The organism is Micromonospora musae (assembly GCF_003626545.1).
Lineage (GTDB): Bacteria > Actinomycetota > Actinomycetes > Mycobacteriales > Micromonosporaceae > Micromonospora > Micromonospora musae.
Genome location: NZ_RAZS01000001.1, coordinates 99,269 through 125,458, shown reverse-complemented (window position 1 = coordinate 125,458; position 26,190 = coordinate 99,269). Strand labels below are relative to the sequence as shown.

Sequence of the window (26,190 nt, the reverse complement as noted above, 5' to 3'; positions counted from 1 at the left end):
GGCCGGTGGCGGAGCCGGCCCGGACCGGTCAGACGGCCAGGGCGGCGCTCGCGGTGCTCGCCGCCGGAGGCGACAGGGCCAGCGACGGCACTCCCTCGACGGCCAGGGCGATCCGCAGCCGGTGCAGGTCGGCGCCGAAGCGGACCAGATCCTGAGCGCTCACCGGGGTCGGCGGCGAGCCGAGGATCAGCCGGGTGGCCCGCGACGGCCAGCCGGTGACGGTGGCGGCCAGTCCCGGGTACGCGTCCTCGTCGACGAGGGTGAAGACCGTCCCGGGCGCGACGGCCTGCGCGACCGCGTCGATCGCCCGCCGGACGGCGCCCGGGTCGGCCGGCTCCGCACCCGGACCGTCCGCGAGGACGGCCCCGGCGGCGAGGCCGGCGGCCCGCGCCTCCGCGGTACCGAGGGAGAAGAGGTCCTGCGCGGCGTCGCGGACCAGTACCGCCGCGCCGGCGCCGTCGTCGTCCCGGGTGGCACCGAGGTAGCCGCGGATCACGGCGACGGGCACCTGGTCGATCTTGCCTTTGATCAGCTCGCCGGCGCCGGCCAGCTCGTCCACCACCGCCATCTCGGTCAGGGTGAGTTCGTTGCCGTACGGGTCGGTCTCGCCGCGGTGGTCGCGGATCGCGTCCATCCCGGCGACCCCGAGCGCCACGTCGGTGAGCCCGTTGCGCCACGGCCGGCCCATGGTGTCGCTCACGATCACGGCGACGTTCCGGTCGTAGCGCTCGCGCAGCGCGGCGCGCAGCGCCCGGGCCGAGGCGTCCGGATCCTTCGGCAGCAGCACGAGCCGGGTCTTGTCGACGTTCGAGGCGTCGATGCCGGCGGCGGCCATCACGAAGCCGTGGTGGGTCTGCACGATCCGGGTGGCACCCCGGCGGGCCACCACGCGGGCGGTCTCCGCGGTCAGCACCTCGTCGCGGGCGGCCTGCCGCTCGGGCCCGTCGGCGGGGATGTCCACCAACCTCCCCTCCGCCTTGGAGACGATCTTGCTGGTGACCACCAGCACGTCGCCGTCGCGCAGCCAGGGCGCCGCGGTGGCGATCAGCGCCGCCAGGTCGTCGCCCTCCGACACGTGGCCGATGCCGAGCACCGGCAGGATCTCCAGCTTCACCGCAGCTCCACCGCGGCGCGGACCATCGCCGCCGTCGCCGCCTCGTCGGTCATCCGCAGCGGTACCGCGCGGACCGTCACCTCCGGCACGAGGGTGCCCTCGTCCTCCTCCGCGACCAGCCATCCGTCCAGCAGGCCACCGGCCGTCCGGCTGCCGTAGAGGCCGCCGACCCCGGCCGCGCTGCACTCGACCCCGAGCACGGCCAGGCACCGGTCGGCCATTCCGCGTACCGGCGCGCCGCCGATGATCGGTGAGACGCCCACCACCGGCGCCGGGCCGTCGCTGACGGCTTCCCGTAGTCCGGGTACGGCGATGATCGGCGCGATGCTCACCACCGGGTTGCTCGGCGCGACCAGCACGATGTCGGCGGAGCCGATGGCGTCCAACACACCGGGCGCCGGCTTCGCCGACTCCGCGCCGACGAAGACGAACCGGTGGGTCGGCACCTCGGCCCGGTGGCGTACCCACCACTCCTGGAAGTGGATCGCCCGCTGGGCGCCGTCGAGGTCGACCACCGCGTGCGTCTCCAGCCGATCGTCCGTCGCCGGCAGCAGGCGTACGCCCGGCTGCCAGCGGGTGGCGAGCGCCTCGGTCACGGCGGAGAGCGGATAACCGCCGCCGAGCATCGTGGTGCGCACCAGATGCGTGGCGATGTCCTTGTCGCCCAGGCCGAACCAGGTCGGCTCCGCGCCGTACGCGGCGAGCTCCGACTTGATCGTCCAACTCTCGCCGACCCGCCCCCAGCCCCGCTCCGGGTCGGCGCCGCCACCGAGGGTGTACATGACGCTGTCCAGGTCGGGGCAGATCTTCAGCCCGTGCAGGTAGAGGTCGTCACCGACGTTGACCACGGCGGTCACCTCGGCGCCCACCTGACGGGCGTACTCGCGTACGCCGACCAGGAACCGGGCGCCCCCGATGCCGCCCGCCAGAACCACGATGCGCATGTCGACCATCCTCCCGCACGCCACGCCTGCGGTCCTCCGGTGGCCCGGGAGACTAGGCTCACGTCCGGCAACTGTCCGCCTCGCCCCTGGGAGAGCTAGTGACCAGCCCCGCCGAGCCCGCGTCCGCCGACGCGACCCGGGCCCGCCAGCTGACCAAGCCGCTACGTGAGCTTGCCGCGTTCGCGCTGCTCGGCGCGAACGCCGTGTTCCTCTTCGTCGGCCTGATCCGGCTGCTGACGCCCACCGACTACGGCAGCTTCGGCGACCGCGCGGGCAGCGCCTTCTTCACGTTCGTCGGTCTCGAGGCGACGGCGCTGCCGCTGCTGGCCGTGTTGCTCGCCACGCACATCGAGCCGGTCCTGACGAAGGCGAAGACGATCACTCAGCTGGCGCTGGGCGAGTACGCCGTCGGCGCCCTCTTCGGCGCGCTGACCTTCCTGATCTGGATGGTGGGTCGGCTGGCCGAAGGGGAGGCGCTCGACGCCCTGCTCGGCCTGCTCAGCCGGCTGGCCTGGCTGGCGATCTTCGCGGTCGGGGTCTTCGCCGTCTACACGATCTGGCGGGCCTTCTACTACGTGCCGAAGCCCAAGCCGCAGCCCGGTGTCTACGGCGCCCCGCAGCCCGGCTGGCCGCAGCAGCCGGGCGGCTGGCCCGGTGCGGGTCAGCCCGGCGGCTACCCGGTTCCCGGCCAGCCCGGCGGGTACCCGGCGCCCGGTCAGGGGAGTGGCTACCCGTACGCCGGTCAGCCCGGCGCGTACGGCCAGCCGACCCCACCGTTCACGTCGGCGCCGCACTCGGCTCCGCCGGCCAACGTCGCGCCGCACTCCGCCCCGCCAGCGGGCCCGGCCCCGTCGGCCCCGCCGTTCGGGCAGCCGCCCTCGGCCGAGCCGACGCAGACGATCCCACGTCAGCCCGCCGAGCCCACCCAGGCGATTCCGCGCCCCGGCGACGGCGAGAGCGACCGGACCCAGTCGATCAACCCGGGTGACGATCCGAACACCCCGCACTGACCCGGGCACCGTCCGGCACCGTCCGCACACGTTCGGCGAGAGAGTGGGCTCCCCGTCGGGAGGCCACCTCTCGCCGAATTTTCTTCGCCGGGGCCGGCGGAGAGGTGTGGTTGCCCACGGTGGCGACGACGACGGCGGGGTGCAGCGGATCACCGCTTAGGCTGAGCGGATGGTTGATCGCACCGACTCCGCGCCGACCGAGGCGAGTGTGCGCCGGGCTCTGCGCCGCGCCGCCACCGGTCGGGCGTTGGACGTCGACGAGGCGACCGCGCTGCTCGGCGCGCGCGGCGACGCCCTCGACGAACTGCTCGGCTTCGCCGCCGGGATCCGTGACGCCGGCCTCCGTGACGCCGGTCGGCCCGGTGTCGTCACGTACTCCAAAAAGGTCTTCATCCCGCTCACCCGGTTGTGCCGTGACCGCTGTCACTACTGCACCTTCGCCACGGTGCCGCACCGCCTCCCGGCGCCGTTCCTCGACCGCGACGAGGTGCTGGCGATCGCCCGGGAGGGGGCGGCGCAGGGCTGCAAGGAGGCGTTGTTCACCCTCGGTGACCGGCCGGAGGAGCGCTGGCCGGCGGCCCGCCGTTGGCTGGATGAGCGCGGCTACGACTCCACACTCGACTATCTGCGGGCCTGCGCGGTGGCCGTGCTGGAGGAGACCGGGCTGCTGCCGCACCTGAACCCCGGGGTGCTCTCCTGGTCGGAGCTGCAACGGCTCAAGCCGGTCGCCCCCAGCATGGGCATGATGCTGGAGACCACGGCGACCCGGCTCTGGTCCGAGCCGGGCGGCCCGCACTTCGGCTCGCCGGACAAGGAGCCCGCCGTCCGGCTGCGGGTGCTCGACGACGCCGGCCGGGTCGGCGTCCCGTTCACCACTGGCCTCCTCATCGGCATCGGTGAGACGCACGCCGAACGGGTCGACGCGCTCTTCGCGATCCGCCGCGCCCACCGCGAGTACGGCCACCTCCAGGAGGTGATCGTGCAGAACTTCCGCGCCAAGCCGGACACCGCGATGCGGGGTATGCCGGACGCGGAGCTGCACGACCTGGCGGCCACGGTGGCGGTGGCCCGGCTGCTGCTCGGCCCGGGGATGCGGATCCAGGCGCCGCCGAACCTGATCGAGGGCGAGTTCGACCTGCTGCTGCGGGCCGGCATCGACGACTGGGGTGGCGTCTCCCCGGTCACTCCCGACCATGTGAACCCGGAACGTCCCTGGCCGCAGCTGGACGAGTTGGCGCGGCGTACGGCCGACGGTGGGTTCGCCCTGCGTGAGCGGCTGACCGTCTACCCGGAGTACGTCCGCGCCGGCGATCCGTGGCTCGACCCGCGCCTGCTGGCGCACGTGACCGCGCTGGCGGACGGGGAGACCGGGCTGGCCGTCGAGGACGCCCGCCCGGTGGGCCGGCCGTGGCAGGAGCCGGAGGAGGTCTTCGGCGGGCGGACCGATCTGCACGTCACGATCGACACGGCCGGGCGTACCGGCGACCGGCGGGGCGACTTCGACAGCGTCTACGGCGACTGGGCCGAGGTCGCCACGAAGGTGACCGCCGCTCCGGCGACGTCCGGTGCGGGCGACCACGACCTGCGGGCCGGTCTGCGGCTGGCCGCCGACGACCCGGCTGCCCTGCTGGAGCCGCGGCACACCGACGCGGCGCTGGCGCTCTTCGGCGCGGACGGTCCGGCCCTGGACGAGCTGTGCCGGATCGCCGACGACGCGCGCCGCTCGGCGGTCGGCGACGACGTGACGTACGTGGTCAACCGCAACATCAATTTCACAAACGTCTGCTACGTGGGCTGCCGGTTCTGCGCGTTCGCCCAGCGGGAGCGGGACGCGGACGCGTACCGGCTCTCGGTCGACCAGGTCGCCGACCGGGCCGAGGAGGCGTGGGCGGCCGGCGCGACCGAGGTCTGCCTGCAGGGCGGTATCGACCCGAAGATGCCCGTGACCGGATACGCCGACATCGTCCGGGCGATCAAGGCGCGGGTGCCGGAGATGCACGTGCACGCGTTCTCGCCCATGGAGATCGTCACCGCCGCCGCGAAGGCCGGCGTGCCGGTGCGGGAGTGGCTGACGCAGCTGCGGGAGGCCGGTCTGGACACCATCCCGGGCACCGCCGCCGAGATCCTCGACGACGACGTCCGCTGGGTGCTCACCAAGGGCAAGCTGCCGGCCGCGGCCTGGGTCGAGGTGGTCTCCACCGCGCACGAGCTGGGCATCCGGTCCAGCTCGACCATGATGTACGGACACGTCGACCACCCCGCGCAGTGGCTCGCCCACTTCCGGGTGCTCGCCGGGGTGCAGGACCGCACGGGTGGCTTCACCGAGTTCGTGGCCCTGCCGTTCGTGCACACCAACGCTCCGATCTACCTGGCCGGGATCGCCCGTCCCGGGCCGACGTGGCGGGAGAACCGGGTGGTGCACGCCATGGCGCGGCTGTTGCTGCACGGTCGGATCGACAACATCCAGTGCTCCTGGGTGAAGCTCGGCGACGCCGGCACGGTCGCCATGCTCCAGGGCGGCTGCAACGACCTGGGCGGCACCCTCATGGAGGAGACCATCTCCCGGATGGCCGGCTCGGCCAACGGGTCGGCGCGTACGGAGGAGCAGTTGCGGGCGATCGCGGTGGCGGCCGGACGTCCGCCGCGGCGACGGACCACCGCGTACGGGACCGTGCGTTCCTGAGATCGGGCCCTTCCCCGGTGGACCTGCCCGGGGCGCCGCCGGCGACGAGTACCGCCGCCGGTGCCCGGGTGGGACCGGTGGCGGCTCGCGAGCCGGCCTCCGCCCGGAATCGTCCGGCGCGGATCGTGCGATTCGGTGCGGCCGTACGCCTCGACCTCGATCGACCTCCGTCGCTGCTCGCCGGGTGACCCCTTTCGCGACCCTTGGCTCGCCGTCCGTCGGGCCGGGCGCTCGGGCCCGGTGCGGGCCGCTCGACGGGCCGGGTCGAAAAGGGGGTGTCGGGAAGCGGCGGGGAATTCCACTTCCTGATCATCGAGGGGGTGGCTTTCTCGGACCTCTCCGTTCGGCGTGGCGGCCCGTCCGGCAGCGGATCATGATCGGGCAACCAGTTGTTCAAGATGCCGGCCGCAATCGTCGTTCGGAGTAAGCCCGGGGTGGTTCGCCGCTGCCTGCCGCCGGGGGCGGGATCGCGCTTCGGGTCGGTCGAGCGGGGTCGGCCGCACACTCGCCGGGTGGGCCGTGGGCCGGTCTCCAGCAGGCCGCGCCGCGGCGGCTGGTCGGGGCGACGTACCGCCTGATGGGAAGAGCGGGGGTGCGTCACCGTACGGTTGCCGGCCCCGGGCATGCGGTTCGAGCAGCCCGTCTCCGGCTCGCCCGAACTCCGTCCACACTCGTCCGCGGCTCCACGTCCACATGGTGGACGCGGAGAGGTCGGCGGTGGTCGCTCGACGGGCGGTCCGTCGCGAGTCGCGTTAACCTGTGCCCCACCAAGATCAGCAGTGCTGTCCGGGTGCGCCCCTGTGGCGTTTCGCGACCGCTCCGACGCGGCCGGCGCCGGTACGCCACGGGGAAATCTCCGGCAACTCGCCGGAGAGGGCGTTACTCGGCCGGGGTCTGAATCGATAGGGCAGGTTGCGAGGCCGGGTGGTCGGATGGCCGTCCGGGTCATGTCGGGAGGACGACTCCATTATCAAGTTTGGCTTGACGGCGCACGTATTACACACGTGTAATTTGAATGGGGTTGTTCGCACGGAACGCATCAAACCGGACCGGACGGACACGCACGCCTTTCGCGTGGGGGGTTGCAGCGGCGATGACGCCGGTGCGCGACAAGGAGGCATTTGATGGACGGCCAGCTTGAGGTGGCCGACCTGCTCGGAAACGCGCCGGAGTGGCAGGAGCGGGCGCTCTGCTCGCAGACCGACCCGGAGGCGTTCTTTCCCGAGAAGGGCGGCTCGACCCGTGAGGCGAAGCGGATCTGCTCGCGTTGCGAGGTCAAGACGGAGTGCCTCGAATACGCTCTCGGCCACGACGAGCGGTTCGGGATCTGGGGCGGCCTCTCCGAGCGGGAGCGGCGCAAGTTGAAGCGGCGGGCCGCCTGATCGACGCGTAGCCCGGGCGGTGGGGGCCGCCCGGGTGAGGCGTCAGACCACGGCCTCGACCGACGGGCTCAGCACGACCGGCTCCCGTGGGGGCGGGACGGTCAGGCCAGCTCGTCCGGGTCGACTCCGAGCAGGTTCGCCACCTGCTCGATGATCACGTCGTGGACCAGGTCGGCGAGATCCTCGCGGTCCATCGCCCGGAACTCCAGCGGGCGCCGGTAGAGCACGATCCGAGGCGGCACCTCCTGCCGGCCCGGCCGTCCGGGCAGCAGGCGGGCCAGCGGCACTTCGCCGTCCTCGAGCACGTCGGAGTCGTAGACGTTCAGGTCGGGCGGGACGTCCTCCACCGCGAACTCGACCCCGGCCAGCTCCTTCGCGAACCGCCGCTCCAGCGTCTCGACGGTGTCCAGGACCAGGTCGTCGAAGACCTCCGCCTTCGTCCTGGCCAGCGGTACGGTGGCCGGCACCAGCCGCCCGCGCAGGCCGCGCCCGTGCCGGTCGCGGTGTGCGCGCCGGCCGGAGCCGGGGCGGCGGTGTTCCGGGCTCGTCATGAGGCAAAGGGTAGCCCCCGGGCGACCCCGCCCTGCGGCACCGCCAGCGTTCGGGCGTGCCGGGACCGGACCCGGGCACCGGCGCGGCGAATTGTGATCACCGTGACGGGCGTGTCGCAACGCGAACCGGTGCGCCGGACCCGGTAATGGAGATACCCTGCCGCCGTGAGGTCACCACGGCGCTGCTCCCGAAACGGCTGCCCCCGGCAAGCGGTCGCCACATTGACCTATGTCTACAACGAGTCGACCGCGGTGGTCGGCCCCCTGGCGGCCTTCGCCGAGCCGCACACCTACGACCTCTGCGAGCCGCACGCCCGCAGCCTGACCGCCCCGCGGGGCTGGGACGTCGTCCGGCACGAGGGCGAGTTCGAACCGCCGCCGCCCACCACCGACGACCTGGTCGCGCTGGCCGAGGCGGTCCGGGAGGCGGCCCGTCCGGCACCGCGTCCGCCCGAGGACGACCAGGACAAGCAGGCGCATTCGACCGGGCGCCGGGGCCACCTGCGGGTCATCCCGCCGAACCTCTGAGCGCCGGACCGCTGAGCGCTGGGCGGTCCGCGCGTCGCGTCTCCGCCGCCCGCTAGCGGCCGGGTCAGCCGAGCGGCACCTGCACCGCTACGTCGTGCCTCGGGTAGTAGTCCTCCACCTGCTCCGCGCCGTACTTCTCCCGAAAGAGCGACACCACGTGGTCGACCCGATCCGGGTCCTCGATGGTGGTCGCGGTCGAGTTCACCGCCGTACCGTTCGCGGAGAGGCGGATCACCGGCGTCTGCCGGACGTTCTTGTACCAGTCACTGTCGAGGCCGGAGACGGGCACCAGGAACATGCTCTGCTCCTCCTGCACGAACCAGACCGGGTGGGAGATCTGCCGCCCCGTCCGCCGGCCGGTCACGGTGATCTCGACCTCGCGCTCGTGGGCGAAGGCGTCCATGGCCTCGGTACTCATGCGGGCCTCCGTCGACGTCGCTGAGCTGCTCCTGCCTGTCAGGCTAGATATCGGGACGCCCACCCGGAGCCGGTTCCGGCAGACCGGCCGATCGACGTACCACCTGATCGGGGTCGAGAATCCTTGCGGTCACTTGGCATAGTGCCCTGTGCGACGCCGACCCCCCAGCGGAGGGCTGCTCAGTGGATATCGCGACTGAGATCGGTGCGGAGCACCTCGAAGCGCTCGGCGAGGGCGACCTGCGGCCACTGCGTCGCTGGCTCGCCGGGCGGCTGTGCCGGCCCGGCGGTCTCGCCGCCGAGGAGTTCGACCTGCTCGCCTCCCTCTCCACCTGGGACTCGGCGCGGGTGGAGCAGCCGCAGCTGCGATCGGCGATCGAGCGGGCGTTGGCGGTGGCCGCGCCCCTGCCGGGAGCGGCGCCGGGCCTGCTGCTCTACCTCGAGGCGCTCTTCGAGGAGTACTGGGAAGAGGCCTGGGACATCGAACCGGCGCTGGAGCACATGCGGTTCGTGGGCGAGCGGTGGTCGCGGCTCACGGCGCAGGGGCATGCCGTCGACGAGGCGACGGCCGGGCTGGTGCTGCAGATGATCGAGCTGCTGGCCGTCGAGATGGTCTGCTACGACGCCGGCTACGCCGGCTCCCTCGCCACCTGGTCGGAGCTGGCCGCCCGGGTGGCCGACCGGGCCGAGCGGATGCTGGCCGACGCGATCTCCTGCCCGCGCTCCCCGCTGCTGTCGTTCGTGACCGAGCAGGCCGGCGGCGACGTCCGCTACTACCGCGCGCTCTCCCTGGCGGCGCGGGCGGTCTTCGACCACTTCAGCACGGGCGAGAGCGAGGTGGGCGGTGCGATCCGGGCCCTGCATGACGCGGAGGAGCGCCTGCCCGACGGCATCGAACGGAGCGAGATGCGGGCCCACCGCTTCGCGCTGGAGACGCTCGCCGCCTCGGTCGAGCGACCCTGGCTCCGGGTCGAGCACGGTCAGGTCGTCTACCTGTACCCCTTCGGCCTGTACGAGGACGTGGCCGGTGACGGGACGTCGGCCGGGACGCCGCCGAGTGCGGTCAGCCTGCCCCAGGAGCTGATCAACACGGCCCGCTGGGCCGCGTTCGACTGGACCATCGCGGGCTGCTCGATCAGCGAACATCCGCAGGCGTACGTCTCGGACGACCTCTCGCTGAGCGACATCTGGAAGGGCGACGACCCGCTCGACCGGCAGTTCCGCGGCATGACGATCACGCTGCCCGACCTGGAGATCCGGGACGTCGACCAGCCCGACGCCGAGCCGCAGACCTTCACCGTCGAGCTGCGGCTGTCCGAGTTGGGCAACCACTTCCTGCGTATCGTCGGGCAGCTCTCCGAGGCCACCCCGCCACAGGTGTACGCGGCGATGGTCCGGGTCGCCCCCGAGGCCGGGAACCTCGCCCAGCTCGGCACCCCACTACGGATGGCCGAGGCGGGGCCGTCGGCTCCGCAGTGGCAGCGACTGTCGGACTTCGCGAACCAGGTGATCTCGGATCTGGCCGGACAGCTCGCCCGGACCACGGCACGGCAGGTCCGCTGCAGCGGGCGTCCGGGCATGTACCACGTGCTGCTCTCCGTCGACCGGGCCAGCCTCGTCTCACCCTCGACCGGCGTGGTCGAGCCGGTTCGTACGGCCGCGGAGCTGCTCTCGGCGTTCGGCGCGCAGCCGCTCTGCAACCCCGTACGGGACGGGATGAGCGCCGTCGCGGAGTGGCTGCGCTATCCGGTCGACGCGGCGCGGCTCCCCGTCGTGGACGTGCCCGGCTTCGCCGGTGACCTGCTGCTGCGCAGCTGCAACACGACGTTGATGATGACCCCGGGTAGCCCGAGCTACATGATGCGCTCCCTCGCCGAGACGGCCGAGTTCGTGGCCTCCCTCGAAGGCATGTTCGCCGGTTGGCAGGACCAGCTGGGCGGCTACCACCAGGCCGTGCTGGAGCAGTTGGCGGAGATGACCGCACGGCTGGACCGGGGCCGGGCCGAGCTGGACGCGGCCGAGATCTCCTCGGCGGCGCACCGGCGTGACGTCGAGGAGCTGACCGACCTGCAGGGGCGGCTGGAGGCCCAGCAGCTCCGGATGCACGGCTTCGTCATGTCCAGTCGTACCGTCCTGATGTTCCTCACCGCGCCGTCGCTGGTCACCTCCCCGGCGATCCGGGTGACGATCGACCGGCTGCTGGTGGCCGCGCGCTTCGGCGAGCTGCGCGCCGAGTTCGAGGACATGGTCGACAAGGTTCTCGCCGACCGGGTGGGCGCGCTGGTGGAGGCGTCGATGCGTCGTCAGCAGGAGTGGGCGCTCGCGGCGGCCCGGGCCGCGCGGGAGCGCGAGGAGGAGGAGCTGCGGGTGCGGCGGTTCCGCGAGGAGACGGCCGCGCGGCGGCGCGCCGAGCGCGAGCGGGTGAACCGCCGGCGGATCGACATCCTGCTGGGCGTGGCCGCCGCGGTCGGTCTCTCCGGCGTGATGCAGCTGATCCAGGCGGGGTACGACCTGCACGACCTCTGGGCGCTGTCGCTCGCCGTCGGGGTGCTGCTCCTCGCGGCGGCGTTCGGCTTCACGCTGCACTTCATGTCCCGCGACCGGCGGGGCCCGCGGGCGCGTTCAGCGGTCGGATCGGTGGACGACGCCGGTAGCGTGACCGGATGAGGATCACCCGGGTGACCGACGACGCCACCACCGACCTGCTCTACCGGCAGGTGCTGCTCCCCTCGTTCCCCGACGAGCAGCTGGTGACGCGGGAGAGCCTCCTCACCGACCTGCACGAGGGAGCCGGCGAGGTCTTCGTCGTCCGGGACGAGGCCGGCACGCTGCTCGGCGGGGCCGTCGGATCGTGGTACGAGGACGGCCGGGTGATGCTGCTCAGCTACCTCGCCGTGACCGAGGCGAGCCGGGGTACCGGGGCGGGCACCCTCCTGCTCGGCAACCTCGTGCCCGAGTGGGCCAAGCGGTACGACCCGTGCCTCATCCTGGCCGAGGTGGAGCGTCCGGACCTGCACACCGGCAACTCGGCGCACGGCGACCCCGAAGCACGGCTGCGCTTCTACCATCGGCTCGGGGCGCGGGCCCTGGACCTGCCGTACTTCCAGCCGGCCCTGGATCGGCAGAAGGCCCGGGTCCCCGGGATGTTGCTGTTGCTGCTGCATGCGGCGCCCGAGTTCGCCGGCGAGCGGCCGGAGAGCGTGACGGCGGGCCCGCTGCGCGACTTCCTCACCGAGTACCTGGTCGAGGCGGAGGGTGAGGTCGCGCGGCAGGACCCGGCGATCGGCGCGCTCTGGCAGGGGCTGGAGCGTGCCGGCGGCGTCGCCGTACTGCCGGTCGACCGGTACGAGCAGATCGCCGCCGGCTGACGCCTGTCAGCGCCGCCCGTCCGAGGGCCCGGGTTCGGCGAGGTGGGAGCGGATGAGGAAGCGCACCCCCTCGGGAGCCTCCAGGGAGAAGCCGCTGCCCCGGCCCGGCACCACGTCGACCGTGAGCCGGGTGTGTCTCCACAGTGCCCACTGCGCGGCCGACATCCAGAACTCGACGGGCTCGGGGACGCCGTCGACGTCGAGCGACGCCAGCAGGACGTCCGAGCCGCCGGTGCGGAACTCGCCGGCCGGGTAGCACATCGGGGCGCTGCCGTCGCAGCACCCGCCGGACTGGTGGAACATCAGCGGCCCGTGCTGCTCCCGCAGCGAACGGATCAGCTCCGCTGCGGCCGGCGTCACGGAGACCGGGTCGATCGCCGGCGGGAGCGACACCGGGGAGACCGCACGGGGGAGCGGGACGGGCGCGTGTCGGGTGGTGGGTGGCGCCGCGGCGCCCGGCGAACCGGGCACCGCGTCGCGCGACGGGTGGTCGCCCATCAGAAGAAGCCGAGCTTCTTCGGGGAGTAGCTGACCAGCAGGTTCTTGGTCTGCTGGTAGTGCTCCAGCATCATCTTGTGGTTCTCCCGGCCGATGCCGGACTGCTTGTACCCACCGAACGCGGCGTGCGCCGGGTACGCGTGGTAGCAGTTGGTCCAGACCCGGCCGGCCTGGATCGACCGCCCGGCCCGGTACGCGGTGTTGATGTCCCGGGTCCAGACGCCGGCGCCCAGCCCGTACAGCGTGTCGTTGGCGATCTTCACGGCCTCGTCGAGGTCGGCGAAGGAGGTCACGGAGACCACCGGTCCGAAGATCTCCTCCTGGAAGACCCGCATCGAGTTGTCGCCCTCGAAGATGGTCGGCTCGACGTAGTACCCGCCGGAGAGCTCGCCGCCCAGGTCCGCCCGCGCGCCGCCGGTCAGCACCTTCGCGCCCTCCTGCCGCCCGATGTCCAGGTAGGACAGGATCTTCTCGAGCTGGTCGTTGGAGGCCTGCGCCCCGATCATCGTGTCGGTGTCCAGCGGGTGCCCCTGCTTCACCGCCCGGGTCCGCTCCACCGCGGCGGCGAGGAAGTCCGAGTAGTGGCCCTGCTGGATCAGCGCCCGCGACGGGCAGGTGCAGACCTCGCCCTGGTTGAGGGCGAACATCGTGAACCCTTCGAGCGCCTTGTCGTGGAAGTCGTCGGCGGAGGCGCTCACGTCGTCGAAGAAGATGTTCGGGCTCTTGCCGCCCAGCTCCAACGTGACCGGCTTGATGTTCTCGCTGGCGTACTGCATGATCAGCCGCCCCGTGGTGGTCTCGCCGGTGAACGCCACCTTCGCCACCCGCGCGGACGAGGCGAGCGGCTTGCCGGCCTCGACCCCGAAGCCGTTGACCACGTTGACCACCCCGGGCGGCAGCAGGTCGGCCACCAGGGAGAGCCAGTGGTGGATCGACGCCGGGGTCTGCTCGGCCGGCTTGAGCACCACGGCGTTGCCCGCGGCGAGGGCCGGGGCGAGCTTCCAGGTCGCCATCAGCAGCGGGAAGTTCCACGGGATGATCTGCCCGACGACACCGAGCGGCTCGTGGAAGTGGTAGGCGACCGTGTCGTCGTCCAGCTCGCCGACGCTCCCCTCCTGCGCCCGGATCGCCCCGGCGAAGTAGCGGAAGTGGTCGATGGCGAGGGGGATGTCCGCGGCCAGCGTCTCGCGAACCGGTTTGCCGTTCTCCCAGGTCTCGGCGATCGCCAGGGATTCGAGGTTCTCCTCCATCCGGTCGGCGATCCGGTTGAGGATGCGGGCCCGCTCGGCCACCGAGGTGCGGCCCCACGCGTCGGCGGCGCCGTGCGCGGCGTCGAGGGCCTTCTCGACGTCGTCGGCGGTGCCCCGGGCCACCTCGCAGAAGGTTTCCCCGGTCACGGGAGTGGGGTTCTCGAAGTACCGTCCGCCGTGCGGCTTGACGTACTCGCCGCCGATGAAGTGGTCGTAGCGGGATTGCCAGTGGGTGGGCGCGTCGTAGCGCGTCATGGTTACCTCCGCGTCGAGGTGCGGTGACGGCGGCGACGCTAGTCAGCGGAGGGTTGCATCCACGTTGCGTGGCAGGCCGTACTCCCGCGCGAGCTGGTGGATCCGGGCGACGGCGAGCGGCCGGCGGGGCGCGCCCGGCGGCAGCGCCCGCGCCAACGCCTGCCACGCGGCCAGGTCCTCGGCGCCGGTCGGTGTCGCGGTCCAGGCGAAGAGGAGCGCCGGGTCCGCGGTGGCGAGCACGGCCGCCCGGAGGTGGCCGTCGATGAGCCGGCGCAGCCGGGTCACTCCCGGCGCGTCGGAGGCGGGCAGCAGCGGGCCCGGGTACGCGTCGAGCGCGCCCGCCGGGTCGCCCCGGTCGAGCCGGGCGGTGACGGAGCGGAAGTCCGCGCGCACCGTCCCGCGCAGCCGGTACGGTCGGGAGTCCAGCAGCTCCGGGCCGAGCACCCGGCGCAGCCGGGACAGCTCGGCGCGCACGGTGACCGGGTGCAGCCGGTCGTCGCCGTAGAGGTCGAGGCCGAGCTGCTCGCCGGAGCGCCCCTCGGGGTGTTCGAGCAGCAGCACGAGCAGTTCGCTGTGCCGGCGACCGAGTCGGATCCGGCGTCCGTCCACCCGCAGCTCCGCCTCGTCGCGGCCGAGCGCCAGGACGTTGAGCGCGCCCGGTTCGGCCGGCCGGCCGGCGGCCAGCTCCGCCTCGGCGGCGCGGGCGGTGGCCCGGACCAACGCCAGGCTCTGCGGGTTGGCCAGGTGGTCGCCGCCGGTGATGTCGATCGCGCCGAGCAGCCGTCCGGTACGCGGATCGTGGATCGGGGCGGCGGCGCAGGTCCAGCGCTGCACCCGGCGGCTGAAGTGCTCGGTGGCGAAGATCTGCACGCTGTGGTCGACGGCGAGCGCCGTGCCGGGGGCGTTCGTTCCCGCGTGCGCCTCGTCCCACCGGGCTCCGGGCACGAAGTTCATCGCCTCGGCGCGCCGACGCACCCCGGGATGGCCCTCGACCCAGAGCAGCCGTCCGTGCGCGTCGCAGACCGCCATGAGGTGCGCGCCGTCGAAGGCGACGCCGCCGAGCAGGTCGCGGAAGAGCGGCAGCACCCGGGCCAGTGGATGCGCGGTGCGGTGATCGGCCAGCGCGTCGTCGGTCAGGTCGACCGGCGCGGTGGCCTCCGGATCGAGCAGGGCGGACCGTTCCCAGGACCGCCGGACCACCTCGCGGACGCGGCCGGGTGTCGTGCCGGCGGCGAGGAACGCCTCGTGCGCGGCGGCGACCTGCGCGATCCGCTCCGCGGGATCGGCGCCGAGTTCCAGGGCGAGCCACGGGTCAGCCACCGGCGACCTCCTCGCACCAATCGTGACCCACGTCACCCCCGCCCGCCAGGGGTGTGGGAGTGGCGGTGGCGGTCGGTGGCCGGAGTGATCCGGTTCACTCCCGGCGTCGCCCGCCCCGGTGGCGGTGAGGCCAGATCCCCCTATTCGTGGTATTCAGGACGTTCTTCTGGCTGGACGATTCGCCAGCATTTGTTCCTGCGCGCGGGCCGTGGACGATGGCTCAGGCGGGTGCTTACAGAACGCTTATCTCCCGCTTGAGACCGTATGCCGGAGAACGAAGGATCACGGGAGCGGCAAGCGTGCGGGTGCTGGTGGCGGACGACGAGCGGTTGTTGGCGGACATGATCGCCGAGGGGCTGCGTCGGGTCTCCATGGCGGTCGACGTCTGCTACGACGGCGACGCGGCGCTGGAGCGGATCGCCGTGAACCGGTACGACGTGGCCGTGCTCGACCGGGACATGCCCGGGCAGACCGGCGACGAGGTGTGCCGCAACCTCGCCGGATCGGACGCCGGCACAAGGGTGCTGATGCTCACCGCGGCCGCCGGCATCCGGGACCGGGTCGAGGGTCTCGGTCTCGGCGCCGACGACTACCTGACGAAGCCGTTCGCGTTCGCCGAGCTCGTCGCGCGGGTGCAGGCGCTCGGTCGCCGCTCCGCGCCGGCCGTGCCGCCGGTCCTCGAACAGCAGGGGGTGGCGCTCGACGTCGCCCGGCACACCGTCAGCCGGGACGGGCGCGCGGTCAACCTGAGCCCGAAGGAGTTCGCCGTGCTGCACGTGCTGATGCGTGCGGACGGTCGGGTGGTCAGCGCGGAGGACCTGCTGGAACAGGCGTGGGACGAGTTCGCCGACCCGTTCACCAACGCGGTGCGGGTCACCGTCATGACGCTGCGCAAGAAGCTCGGGCAACCGGCGATCATCCAGACGGTGCCCCGGGCCGGTTACCGGATCGGCGGGCCGGAGTGATCCCCCGCCGCCGGATCGTCCTCGTCTGTGTGCTCGCCCTGCTCGCCGGGTTCTACCTGCCCGCACTGACGAGGTGGCTGCTCGGCCTGCTCTGGCTGCCCGCAATGGAGGTCTGCGGCCTGCCGATGCCCGGGCTCGAGGTGGCGTGTGAGCCCGCCCGCCGGCTCGACGTGGCGATCCCGAGGATGGCCGAGTTCGTGCTCCTGCTGGCCGCCCTGGCGGGGCTCTGGGGCGCCGCGGTCTGGTGCCTGCGGCCGGTACGCGACCTCGCCCAGCCGATCGCGCACGTCGGTCCGCAGAACCTCGGCTACCGGATCCGGCGGCACGGTCGGGACGAACTCGCCCAGCTCTCCGGGGCGATCGACCAGATGATGGAGCGCATCGCCGCCGGGTACGACGGGCAGCGGCGGTTCGCCGCGAACGCCTCGCACGAGCTGCGTACGCCGCTGGCGGTCCAGCGGACGCTGATCGAGGTCGGTATGGCCCAGGCGCTCACCGGCGAGCAGCTCGAACTCCTGACCGCCCAGCTGTTGCAGACCAACGAACGCAACGAGCGGCTCATCGAGGGGCTGCTCGCCCTCAGCGAGAGCGACCAGGGTCTGCGCTCCTCGACCCCGCAGCCGCTCGACGAGATCGCCCGGGGGGTGCTGGCCGCGTACCAGGACCGAGCGACGGCGGCCGGGGTGACGGTGGAGAGCCAGCTCGACCGCCGGATCGTGATGGGTGAGCGGGTGCTGCTGGAGCGCCTGGTGACCAACCTCGTGGAGAACGCGATCAAGTACAACCGTCCCGGCGGCCGGCTCGCCGTGACGGTCGGCCGGTCCCCCGCGCTGACGGTGGCCAACAGCGGGCAGATCGTGCCGGCGGAGGCGGTCGCCGGCCTCTTCGAGCCCTTCCGGCGCCTGGCCCGTGACCGGACGAACCAGAGCGGCGGCGCGGGACTGGGTCTCGCCATCGCCCGCTCGATCACCCAGGCGCACGACGGCATCATCGCCGCCCGCCCCCTCGACGGCGGTGGCCTCCGCGTCGACGTCCAGCTACCCGTTCCCCACTAGTGCGGTGTCGCCGCCGACCAGACCGAACCGATCGGCCCCGGGATCCGTGTGTACGCGGATCCCCGACTCCGGCCTGCCCGGTATTTGAGCGGTCCGCACTCGCGGAGCGCCGGCCCACCCGGAGCCGGAGAGGAAAGGACGTTGTGACACACGGAACCGAAGCGTCGACCGCGCCGGCGGCGCGGACGAGCGCGGGGCGCGAGGGCTGGGCCGACGTGGCCAAGGGCACCTGCATCATCCTCGTGGTGCTCTGGCACGTCGTGGTGAAGGACTACCTGCAGATCGACTGGCGGATCGGCCTGCCGGTGCCGGGCGCGTGGGGGCTGCTCGGCGAGCAGCTGCTGCCGCTGCGGATGCCGCTCTTCTTCACCATCTCCGGGATCTTCGCGGCGAACGCCGTGAACCGGTCATGGCGCGCCTCCCTCCGCCCCCGGGTCGCCGGCAACCTCTACCTGTACGCGATGTGGCTGCTGATCCACACCGCCCTGCTCGCCCTCGCCCCCGGCTTCCCGACCGACCGGGCCACCAGCCTCGGCGGGCTGCTCGGCCAGCTCACCATCACACCGTCCAACCTCTGGTACCTGTACGCGCTGGCGCTCTACTTCGTGCTGGCCAAGGCGCTGCGCCGGGTCCACCCGGCGGTGCTGCTCGGCGTCTCGGGCGTGCTGTCGGCCGTCGCCGCCGCGGGGCTGCTGGACACACCGGGCAACCGGGGCGGGGTCTACCAGAACCTCGTGTTCTTCCTCGCCGGCGTGCACCTGCGGCCGTACCTGATGCGCTGGGCGGCGACCGCGACCCGCCGGCGCCTGCTCTGGACCGCCGCGGTCTATGTGGCGGCCCTGGCCGTCATGGGCTTCGCCGCAGCCGAGCAGTGGTTCGGCGTGTGGCCGGTGGTCTCGGTCACCGCGGTGGCGTTCGGCATCACGGCGGCGGCTATTGTCGCCCAGCGGACGCGGGCAGCCGGCACGATGCTCGCCACTCTGGGGCGCCAGACGTTGCCGGTCTACGTGATTCACATGCCGGTGCTCGCCCTGCTGCACCGGCTCCTCGCCGGTCCGGTCACCGAGCTGAACGGGCCGGGACGGGAGCTGCTGGTGGCCGGATATCCGGTCCTGGTAACCGCGGTGGTGTTGGCGCTCAGCCTGGCCGTTCACCGCGGACTGCTGGCGGTCGGCGCGTGGTGGATGTTCAAGCTTCCACCGCGTACCGCCCCGAGGTACAACCGTGAAGGAGAGATCATGTCGCGCACAGAACAGCCGGCCGAGGTCAAACCTGCGGCTTCGGCGTCGGAGACAGTCCCGATCCAGGCGGTACCGGACCGGGCCCGGGTGCAGGAGGCGGCCTGGTGGCTCTCCGGTCGCGTGGTGCGTACCCCGGTGCTCAACTCTCCGACCATCGACCGGCTGGCCGGCGTTCGGATCCTGATGAAGGCGGAGAACCTCCAGACCGGCGGCTCGTACAAGATGCGGGGCGCGATGCTGGCCGTGGGCCGGCTGGCCGCGGCGGGGTACACCGGGGTGGTGGCCCAGAGCACCGGCAACCACGCGGTGGCGGTGGCGCTGGCGGCCGCACGGCACGGTCTGACGGCGACCGTCGTGCTTCCGGTGGACGCGGCGTCGACCAAGGTGGCCCGGGCGCGGGCCGCCGGAGCGGACGTGGTCTTCGCCGGCAGCACCCTCGACGAGCGGATCGCGACCGCCCGGCAGATCAGCGAGGCGCACGGGCACCCGTTGATCGACGCGTACGACCACCCGGACGTCATCGCCGGGCAGGGCAGCGCCAGCCTGGAGCTGATCGAGGAGGCGGAGCGCGCCGGCACGCCGCTGGACGCGCTGGTGGTGCCGGTCGGCGGCGGCGGGGGCGTCGCGGGCGCGTGCCTGGCGGCGGCGGGGACGTCGATCGAGGTGTACGGGGTGGAGCCGGTCGGCTGCGACTCGCTGGCCCACAGCCTCACGGCCGGCCGACCGACGGCGGTCTCCCCGGCACCCACGATCGCCGACGGGCTTCGCCCGACCTGCGTGGGTGAGCTACCCTTCGCGGTCGCACGCGACGCCATCCGAGGCGTCGTACGGGTCAACGACGACCAGATCGCCGAGGCGTTCCAGATGCTCCTGCTCGAGCTGAAGGTGCTCACCGAACCGTCCGGCGCGGCCGGGCTCGCCGGTGCGCTGCGGCTGGCGGCGGACCTCGGTGAGGCGGTCAACCGGCCCGGTGTCGTGCAGAGCGGCCAGGGGCGGGAGCGGTACCGCACGGTCGGCGTGGTGCTGACCGGCGGAAATGTCGAAGCGGAGCTGATCGCCCAGTTGGCGACCCGGCACTTCGCCGACATGGCGACTATGGAAGGGGTGGCGGCATGAGCACGCCTGTCCGGATCGGAATCCTGTTCGGTGGCCCGTCCGCGGAGCACGAGGTGTCCTGCGCCTCCGCCCTCGGCGTCGCCCGGGCCCTGGCCGACGCCGGCCACCAGGTGGTCGCCATCGGCGTGACCCGTACCGGCGGATTCCGGCTGGTGCCGGAGGCCACGCTGGCGCAGCTGCGCGCCGCCGTCGGGACCGGGCTGGCCATCGAGGACCGGCTCACGGTCACCGGACCGGTGGTGGAGCTGCGCTCCGGTGAGCGCCCCGGCACCCTCGCCGTCACCGCGGCCGACACCCCCGGCACGGTCGAGGCCGAGCTGGACGTGGTCTTCCCCGTCCTGCACGGTCCGTACGGCGAGGACGGCGTGGTGCAGGGGCTGCTCGAGTCCCTCGGCGTGCCGTACGTCGGGTGCGGCATCCTCGCCTCCGCGATCGGCATGGACAAGGTCGCGATGAAGCGCGCGCTGCGGGCCGAGGGTGTGCCGGTCACCCCGCAGGTGTCGTTCGACGCGCAGACCTACCGGGCCGTGGACGACCCGGAGAAGCTGGTGCTGGGGCTGCGCCGGCCGCTCTTCGTGAAGCCGACCCGGATGGGTTCCTCCATCGGCATTTCCCGGGTGGCCGAGGGCGACGACCTGGCGGCCGCCGTCGAGGCGGCGCTGGAGCACGACAACGTCGTCGTGGTCGAGCAGGGCGTGACCGGCCGGGAGCTGGAGGCCGGCGTGCTCGGCGGCTGGCGGCCGGAGGCCTCCGCGGTCGGTGAGGTCCAGGTGAAGGGCGGCTGGTTCGACTACCAGCAGAAGTACTTCGGGGACAGCGACCCGATGATCGTCCCGGCGGTGCTGCCGGACGAGGTCACCGAGCGGATCCGGGAACTCTCCGTACGGGCGTTCGCGGCGATCGGCGGCTGGGGTCTGGCCCGCGTCGACTTCCTCTACGACGAGGCGAACGGCGACCTGTACGTCAACGAGCTGAACACCCTGCCCGGCTTCACCGCGCACTCGATGTACCCGAAGGTGTGGGCGGAGTCCGGCGTCAGCTACCAGGAGCTGGTGAACCGTCTCGTCGAACTCGCCTTCGTCCGGCACGCGGAGCGTCCGGCGAGCGCGCGGCTGGAAGAGACGCGATGATCCTGCTCTCCGATCCGCGGGTGGCCGCGGTGCGGAGCGAGGACGACGGCGACGAACTGGTCGACCTGCGTGAGGTGCCGGAGCTGCGGCTGGACTCCCGGGCCGCAGACCCCGCCGGTTCGTACGCCCGGGTGCGGCGTGCGGTGGCGCTTCGGCTGCTCGACGCGCAGCGTGCCCTGCCGGTGGGTCTGCGGCTGCTGGTGATCGAGGGCTACCGGCCGTACCAGGCGCAGCTGAAGATCTTCACCGGCTACCGGGACGAGCTGCGCCGCCGGTACCCGCAGTGGTCGCCGGAGCGGCTGCACGTGGAGACCACGAAGTTCGTCTCGCCGGTCGAGGTGGCCCCGCACAGCACTGGCGGAGCGGTCGACCTGACCCTCTGCGACGCCGACGGGATCGAGCTGGACATGGGCACGGTCGTCGACGCCACCCCGGAGGCGAGCGCGAACGCCTGCTTCACCGGGGCGGAGAACATTCCGGCCGCGGCCCGACGCAACCGGGAGATCCTGGTGGCCGCCCTCGGCGGGGCGGGGATGGTGAACTACCCGACGGAGTGGTGGCACTGGTCGTACGGGGACCGGTACTGGGCCTTGATGACCGGAGCGCCACACACCCGTTACGGCCCGTTGTGATCCCGAAGCCGCACTGAACGGTCCGGCCCTGTCGTCCGTACCAGGCGTCGTAGGACGTCACCGGACGAACGGGAGAGACAGTGAAGGTGCAGCGAAGGCATGTGCTGGCGGCGACCGTCGCAGTGGCCGCCGCGGCGGTCGTCGCGGTCGGCACCGGGCTCGGGTTCGCGGACACGACTCCGGGGCAGAGTTCCGTCTGCTCCGGGTCGGTCACCTTCTTCGCGGAGGGGGGCGCTCCGGCGGCGACCAGTGGTCGGTTCCCGGTGGGTACCCGGTTGCGGGTGACCAATCTGGACAACGGGCGGTCGGTGCCGGTGACGGTGACCGGCCCGTCGGGTAGCTGCGTGCTGTTGAACACCGCCGCGATGGACGCGATCCGCGAGCCGGGCAAGAACGTGGTACGCCGCAACGTGGTCGAACGCCTCGACGCTCCGGCACCCCCGTCGGCCGGGCCCGGCGGGGGCGAGACCCGGCCCGGCAGCGCCCAACCGGGTGCCGCCCGGCCCGGCGGGACTGAGCCGGCCGTCCCGTCCTCGGTCTGCTCCGGGTCGGTCACCTTCTTCGCCGAGGGAGGCGCTCCGGCGGCGACCAGTGGTCGGTTCCCGGTGGGTACCCGGTTGCGGGTGACCAATCTGGACAACGGGCGGTCGGTGCCGGTGACGGTGACCGGCCCGTCGGGTAGCTGCGTGCTGCTGAACACCGCCGCGATGGACGCGATCCGCGAGCCGGGCAAGAACGTGGTACGCCGCAACGTGGTCGAGCTGCTCGACTGACCGCTCCGACGGGAACGCCGTGGCGGCCCCCCCGGGGTGAGGGGCCGCCACGGCGTTCCCGTCGGAACCGCCTCCGGTCTTCGAGCTGTTGCCGTCAGGCGACGCGGCGGATCCGGCGTACGGCGAGGTAGAGCAGCACCGCCGCCAGCGCGACGAAGATGCCGGACTCGATGCCCTGAAAGAGCCAGAACCGGTCGGCCGGCTGGAAGAGCTGCCAGTTGTAGGCGCCCTCGCCGAACTCCTCCAGCGGCGGACACCTCCCGCCTGCGGGGCGGGCGGACTCCGCCCCGCACGCCGCCTGGGCGCCGGGCAGCACCATTGTGCCGCCGGCGTCCCGGATGCCCTTGTCGATGATCCAGTCGCCGGAGGCGCCGCCCGGCTCGCCGATGGTGCCCTCGATCGGGATGGCCCGGGTCTCCAGCGGCAGGTAGTGCGGCCGGGCCAGGACGGTCAGCAGGATTCGCAGGCCGATGAACCCGCCGAGCGTCACCGCCATCGCGGGCATCATCCTCGGCCAGTACACGCCCGCGCAGATGCCGAGGGCGACCGCGAAGAGGGTGTACCCGATCGGGGTCACCCCCTGCATGTCGAAGAAGAAGACGTCGAAGCGGTTCTGTTGCGCCGCGCCCGTCAGCGGCGCGACCCACCAGGACATGCCGAGCCCGTAGACCACGGCGACCAGCACCGCGACGACCGCGACGAACCCGAACTTCACCAGCGCCCACTGCCGGCGACCGATGCCCTGGGTCCAGGCGAACCGGTGGGTGCCCTGCTCGACCTCGCGGGCGACGAGCGGCGCGCCCCAGAACAGCCCCACGATCAGCGGCAGGACGAGGAAGAGCACGCCGAGCAGGGACATCGAGTTGAACTGGTCGGCGAACTGGTTCAGGGCCCGGCTGCACGGCCCGGCGCGGCCCGGGTCGGGCTGGACCGCGTTCAACACCCGGAGGCACTCGGCCAGGCCCTTGTCGGCGTACGAGGCGCGCATCATCAGCCCGGTCGGGATCATGAGGGCGGCGAGCGCGAGCAGGGCCACCAGGGTGAAGAGCGCCTGCCGGCGATGCTGTCGCCAGGTCAGCCAGATCACGCGGGCACCTCCCAGTCGGTCCGGGTGACGGTCGTCTCCCCGTCGGCGAGGTAACCGAGGATCACGTCCTCCAGCGTCACGTCATGGACCGTCCACTCCGGATCGACTACACCGTCGATCCGGGCCAGCAGCGTGGACTGGCGGTCCGTGTGGCGGGCGCGTACCACCGTGCCGACGCCGGCGATCGGCTCGCCGATGTGCCGCGGCCCGACCAGCTGCCGGTGGGCGTCGACCAGGTCGTCGACCGCTCCGGCGAGCCGGACCCGGGAGGAGTGCAGGACGACCAGGTGGTCGCAGGTGCGTTCCAGGTCGGCGAGGAGGTGGGAGGAGAGCAGCACCGTCGTTCCGGAGTCGGTGACGCTGCCCATCAGCGACTGGAGGAACTCGCGGCGGGCCAGCGGGTCGAGGCTGGCGACCGGCTCGTCGAGCAGCAGCAGCCGGGGTCGCTTGGCGAGGGCGAGGGCGAGCGCGACCTGCGCGCGTTGGCCGCCGGAGAGCCGGCCGACCGGCAGCTTCGGCGGGATGCCGAGCTGAGCCAGCCGCTCCCGCGCCAACGCGGCGTCCCAGCGCCGGTTCATCCGGCCGCCGAGCTGCACCAGCTCCGCCGCGGTGAAGTCGCGGTAGAGCGGGGTGTCCTGCGCGACGAAGCCGATGTCGGGCAGGACGGCGGGGTTGTCGTACGGCGAGCGACCGAAGAGCCGAACCTCACCCGCGTCCGGTCGGAGCAGGCCGACGGCGAGGTGCAGCAGGGTGCTCTTACCGGCGCCGTTGGGGCCGACGAGGCCCACGATCCGCCCGGTCGGCAGGCGGAGCGAGCAGTCCTGCAACGCCCAGCGCTTCCCGTACCGCTTGCCGAGCTGCTCCGTCTCCAGTGCGACATCCATGTCCTCTCCTCTCATCCGGCCGAGGCGGGTTGCGTGCGGACCGCCTCGGCGGCGAGCGTGGCCCGCAGCGTGGTCTCGACCAGGGCGATGACGTCCTCGGGGGAGAGGCCGGCCGCGCGGGCGCGACCGAGCCAGGCCACCAGGTCGGCGCGCAGCTCCGCCTGGTCGGCGACGGGTGGGCCGCCGAGGGTGCGGCGGACGAAGGTGCCGACGCCGGGCCGCCCCTCGACGAGCCCCTCGATCTCCAGCTCGCGGTAGGCCTTCAGCACCGTGTTGGGGTTGATCGCCAGTGACTGCGCCACGTCGCGCACCTTGGGCAGTTGGTCACCCGGGACCAGCAGCCCCACCCGCAGCGCCTGCTTCACCTGCTGGATCAGCTGCACGTAGGTGTTCACCTTGGACCGGGCGTCCAGTACGAACTCGATCACCTGAGCCCTCTCTGTTGTACTACGACAGTAGGACTATAGGACAGGAGTGGGTTCCGTGGTGCCCCGAAGCCGCGACGCGACCTCGCCGCGCCCGACCGGGGTCGCCTAGGCTTCGAACGTGGAGTCGAGGGCCTTCTACGTCGCCGGCCGTCCCGCCCACGGCGAGGGCGAGCTGACCATCCACCACCCGTACGACGGGCGGGTCGTGGGACGTACCACCGTGGCCACGCCCGACCAGGTCGAAGCGGCGATCGCGGCCGCGGCGGAGGTGACGACGGAGGCCGCGGCACTGCCCGCGCACGTCCGCGCGGGCGCGCTCGACCACGTCTCCCGTCGGCTCGCCGAACGTGCCGACGAGATCGCCCGGCTCGTCACCGCCGAGAACGGCAAACCGCTGAAGTGGGCCCGCGCCGAGGTGGGACGCGCCGTCGCCACGTTCCGCTGGGCCGCCGAGGAGGCCCGGCGCTTCTCCGGCGACCTGCAACGCCTCGACACCGACCCGGCCGCCACCGGTCGGATCGCGCTCGTCCGCCGGGTGCCCCGCGGCCCCGTGCTCGGCATCACCCCGTTCAACTTCCCGCTCAACCTGGTCGCGCACAAGGTGGCCCCCGCCGTCGCGGTCGGCGCGCCGATCGTGGTCAAGCCGGCGCCGGCCACCCCGCTCACCGCGCTGCTCCTCGGCGACCTGCTCGCCGAGACCGACCTACCCGCCGGAATGTTCTCCGTGCTGCCGCTGCCCAACGAGCGCGCCGCCGAGCTGGTCGCCGACCCGCGCTTGCCGATCGTGTCGTTCACCGGGTCCGGCCCGGTCGGTGCCGCCATCCGCCGAGCGGTACCCGAGAAGCACGTGACGCTGGAGCTGGGCGGCAACGCGGCGGCCGTCATCTGCGCGGACTGGGCCGCCGACGAGGACCTGACCTTCGCCGCGCAGCGCATCGCCACCTTCTCGAACTACCAGGCCGGTCAGTCCTGCATCGCCGTCCAGCGGGTCTACGTGCACGAATGGATCTACGACGGCTTCCTGCCCCGGTTGGTCGCCGCCGTGCAGGAGCTGCGCACCGGAGACCCGACCGACGAACGGACCGACGTCGGGCCGTTGATCTCCGTCGACGCCGCACGCCGGGTCGAGGCGTGGGTCGACGAGGCGGTCGCCGCCGGCGCCACCATCGAGATCGGCGGCCGGCGCGAGGGCGCCAACCATCCGCCGACCGTGCTCTCCGGGGTGCCCACGGCCGCCAAGGTCAACGCCGAGGAGGTCTTCGGGCCGGTGCTGGTCGTCAGCCGCGTGCCCGACGACGAGGCCGCCTTCGCCGCCGTCAACGACTCGGCGTACGGATTGCAGGCGGGCGTCTTCACCCACGACGTACGCACCGCCTTCCTCGCCGCCCGGGTGCTGGAGGTCGGCGGGGTGATCGTCGGAGACGTACCGTCGTACCGCGCCGACCAGATGCCGTACGGCGGGGTCAAGGGCAGTGGCGTCGGGCGGGAAGGCCTGAGCAGCGCCATGGAGAACTACACCGAACCCCGCGTGCTCGTGCTCACCGGCGTCCGCCTCTAGG

At 72.7% G+C, this 26,190-nt stretch carries 23 protein-coding genes; 13 read left to right on the top strand and 10 right to left on the bottom strand.

Annotation, left to right across the window (positions count from 1 at the left end; genetic code table 11):
* Positions 1-28 precede the first annotated feature (28 nt).
* Together D7147_RS00585 and cofD are read right to left on the bottom strand one after the other, a co-directional pair.
* Positions 29-1,114, bottom strand: coding sequence for a coenzyme F420-0:L-glutamate ligase (locus D7147_RS00585; RefSeq protein WP_120673275.1), 1,086 nt, complete (start codon positions 1,112-1,114; stop codon positions 29-31).
* Positions 1,111-2,058 carry a 2-phospho-L-lactate transferase gene (gene cofD, locus D7147_RS00580; protein ID WP_120673908.1) on the bottom strand — a complete coding sequence of 316 codons (948 nt, stop codon included), beginning with the start codon at positions 2,056-2,058 and terminating at the stop codon, positions 1,111-1,113. The genes D7147_RS00585 and cofD overlap by 4 nt, the downstream gene beginning before the upstream one ends.
* A gap of 98 nt (positions 2,059-2,156) precedes the next feature.
* On the opposite strand from cofD, the gene D7147_RS00575 reads away from it, so the two are divergent.
* The 3 genes from D7147_RS00575 (at position 2,157) to D7147_RS00565 (ending at position 7,133) form a co-directional block, all read left to right on the top strand.
* Positions 2,157-3,068, top strand: a complete 912-nt coding sequence (locus D7147_RS00575) for a hypothetical protein (RefSeq protein ID WP_120673274.1) — start codon at positions 2,157-2,159, stop codon at positions 3,066-3,068.
* A 169-nt stretch (positions 3,069-3,237) separates the two neighbouring features.
* Complete coding sequence (locus D7147_RS00570; protein WP_120673273.1) at positions 3,238-5,751, top strand: bifunctional FO biosynthesis protein CofGH; 2,514 nt, start codon at positions 3,238-3,240, stop codon at positions 5,749-5,751.
* A gap of 1,124 nt (positions 5,752-6,875) precedes the next feature.
* The gene (locus D7147_RS00565) at positions 6,876-7,133 is read left to right on the top strand and encodes a WhiB family transcriptional regulator (RefSeq protein ID WP_007455784.1); all 258 of its coding nucleotides are present in this window, start codon (positions 6,876-6,878) and stop codon (positions 7,131-7,133) included.
* Between the two features lie 101 nt (positions 7,134-7,234).
* On the opposite strand, the gene D7147_RS00560 is transcribed toward D7147_RS00565, so the two are convergent.
* Positions 7,235-7,684, bottom strand: a complete 450-nt coding sequence (locus D7147_RS00560; protein ID WP_074316962.1) for a metallopeptidase family protein — start codon at positions 7,682-7,684, stop codon at positions 7,235-7,237.
* A 165-nt stretch (positions 7,685-7,849) separates the two neighbouring features.
* Between D7147_RS00560 and D7147_RS00555 the strand changes: the two genes are divergently transcribed.
* Positions 7,850-8,212 carry a DUF3499 domain-containing protein gene (locus tag D7147_RS00555; protein WP_120673272.1) on the top strand — a complete coding sequence of 121 codons (363 nt, stop codon included), beginning with the start codon at positions 7,850-7,852 and terminating at the stop codon, positions 8,210-8,212.
* Positions 8,213-8,276: 64 nt separating this feature from the next.
* Here the strand turns inward: D7147_RS00555 and D7147_RS00550 are convergent, their stop codons facing one another.
* Positions 8,277-8,630, bottom strand: a complete 354-nt coding sequence (locus D7147_RS00550) for a nitroreductase/quinone reductase family protein (protein ID WP_120673271.1) — start codon at positions 8,628-8,630, stop codon at positions 8,277-8,279.
* 182 nt (positions 8,631-8,812) lie between these two features.
* Between D7147_RS00550 and D7147_RS00545 the strand changes: the two genes are divergently transcribed.
* Together D7147_RS00545 and D7147_RS00540 are read left to right on the top strand one after the other, a co-directional pair.
* Positions 8,813-11,296, top strand: a complete 2,484-nt coding sequence (locus D7147_RS00545) for a hypothetical protein (protein WP_120673270.1) — start codon at positions 8,813-8,815, stop codon at positions 11,294-11,296.
* Positions 11,293-11,997, top strand: coding sequence for a GNAT family N-acetyltransferase (locus D7147_RS00540; RefSeq protein ID WP_120673269.1), 705 nt, complete (start codon positions 11,293-11,295; stop codon positions 11,995-11,997). The genes D7147_RS00545 and D7147_RS00540 overlap by 4 nt, the downstream gene beginning before the upstream one ends.
* A 6-nt stretch (positions 11,998-12,003) precedes the next feature.
* Here D7147_RS00540 and D7147_RS00535 read toward each other — a convergent pair whose 3' ends face one another.
* From D7147_RS00535 to D7147_RS00525, 3 genes are all read right to left on the bottom strand, one after another.
* Positions 12,004-12,372, bottom strand: a complete 369-nt coding sequence (locus D7147_RS00535) for a DUF779 domain-containing protein (RefSeq protein ID WP_120673907.1) — start codon at positions 12,370-12,372, stop codon at positions 12,004-12,006.
* 122 nt (positions 12,373-12,494) lie between these two features.
* The gene (gene adh, locus D7147_RS00530) at positions 12,495-14,000 is read right to left on the bottom strand and encodes an aldehyde dehydrogenase (protein ID WP_120673268.1); all 1,506 of its coding nucleotides are present in this window, start codon (positions 13,998-14,000) and stop codon (positions 12,495-12,497) included.
* 42 nt (positions 14,001-14,042) lie between these two features.
* Positions 14,043-15,320 (bottom strand): GAF domain-containing protein, encoded by a 1,278-nt coding sequence (locus D7147_RS00525; RefSeq protein ID WP_120673267.1) that lies wholly within the window; start codon positions 15,318-15,320, stop codon positions 14,043-14,045.
* 299 nt (positions 15,321-15,619) lie between these two features.
* Here D7147_RS00525 and D7147_RS00520 point away from each other — a divergent pair, with 299 nt between their 5' ends.
* From D7147_RS00520 to D7147_RS00495, 6 genes are all read left to right on the top strand, one after another.
* Positions 15,620-16,285 carry a response regulator transcription factor gene (locus D7147_RS00520; RefSeq protein WP_120673266.1) on the top strand — a complete coding sequence of 222 codons (666 nt, stop codon included), beginning with the start codon at positions 15,620-15,622 and terminating at the stop codon, positions 16,283-16,285.
* Positions 16,282-17,340 carry a sensor histidine kinase gene (locus tag D7147_RS00515; protein ID WP_120673265.1) on the top strand — a complete coding sequence of 353 codons (1,059 nt, stop codon included), beginning with the start codon at positions 16,282-16,284 and terminating at the stop codon, positions 17,338-17,340. Before D7147_RS00520 ends, D7147_RS00515 begins: the two co-directional genes overlap by 4 nt.
* A gap of 143 nt (positions 17,341-17,483) precedes the next feature.
* Positions 17,484-19,697, top strand: coding sequence for a pyridoxal-phosphate dependent enzyme (locus tag D7147_RS00510; protein WP_120673264.1), 2,214 nt, complete (start codon positions 17,484-17,486; stop codon positions 19,695-19,697).
* Positions 19,694-20,827, top strand: a complete 1,134-nt coding sequence (locus tag D7147_RS00505; protein ID WP_120673263.1) for a D-alanine--D-alanine ligase family protein — start codon at positions 19,694-19,696, stop codon at positions 20,825-20,827. Before D7147_RS00510 ends, D7147_RS00505 begins: the two co-directional genes overlap by 4 nt.
* The gene (locus tag D7147_RS00500; protein WP_120673262.1) at positions 20,824-21,459 is read left to right on the top strand and encodes a M15 family metallopeptidase; all 636 of its coding nucleotides are present in this window, start codon (positions 20,824-20,826) and stop codon (positions 21,457-21,459) included. The genes D7147_RS00505 and D7147_RS00500 overlap by 4 nt, the downstream gene beginning before the upstream one ends.
* A gap of 80 nt (positions 21,460-21,539) precedes the next feature.
* Positions 21,540-22,232 carry an RlpA-like double-psi beta-barrel domain-containing protein gene (locus D7147_RS00495; protein ID WP_120673261.1) on the top strand — a complete coding sequence of 231 codons (693 nt, stop codon included), beginning with the start codon at positions 21,540-21,542 and terminating at the stop codon, positions 22,230-22,232.
* Positions 22,233-22,326: 94 nt separating this feature from the next.
* Here the strand turns inward: D7147_RS00495 and D7147_RS00490 are convergent, their stop codons facing one another.
* From D7147_RS00490 to D7147_RS00480, 3 genes are read right to left on the bottom strand one after another with little or no spacing between them, the layout of a single operon-like run.
* Entirely contained in the window at positions 22,327-23,319 is a 993-nt protein-coding gene (locus tag D7147_RS00490; RefSeq protein WP_120673260.1) for an ABC transporter permease subunit, read from the bottom strand.
* Positions 23,316-24,203: an ABC transporter ATP-binding protein gene (locus D7147_RS00485; RefSeq protein ID WP_120673259.1), complete on the bottom strand. Its 888-nt coding sequence runs from the start codon at positions 24,201-24,203 to the stop codon at positions 23,316-23,318. The genes D7147_RS00490 and D7147_RS00485 overlap by 4 nt, the downstream gene beginning before the upstream one ends.
* Before the next feature lie 11 nt (positions 24,204-24,214).
* Positions 24,215-24,631 (bottom strand): GntR family transcriptional regulator, encoded by a 417-nt coding sequence (locus D7147_RS00480; RefSeq protein ID WP_120673258.1) that lies wholly within the window; start codon positions 24,629-24,631, stop codon positions 24,215-24,217.
* Between the two features lie 118 nt (positions 24,632-24,749).
* Between D7147_RS00480 and D7147_RS00475 the strand changes: the two genes are divergently transcribed.
* Positions 24,750-26,189, top strand: a complete 1,440-nt coding sequence (locus D7147_RS00475) for an aldehyde dehydrogenase family protein (RefSeq protein ID WP_120673257.1) — start codon at positions 24,750-24,752, stop codon at positions 26,187-26,189.
* Position 26,190: the final 1 nt, after the last annotated feature.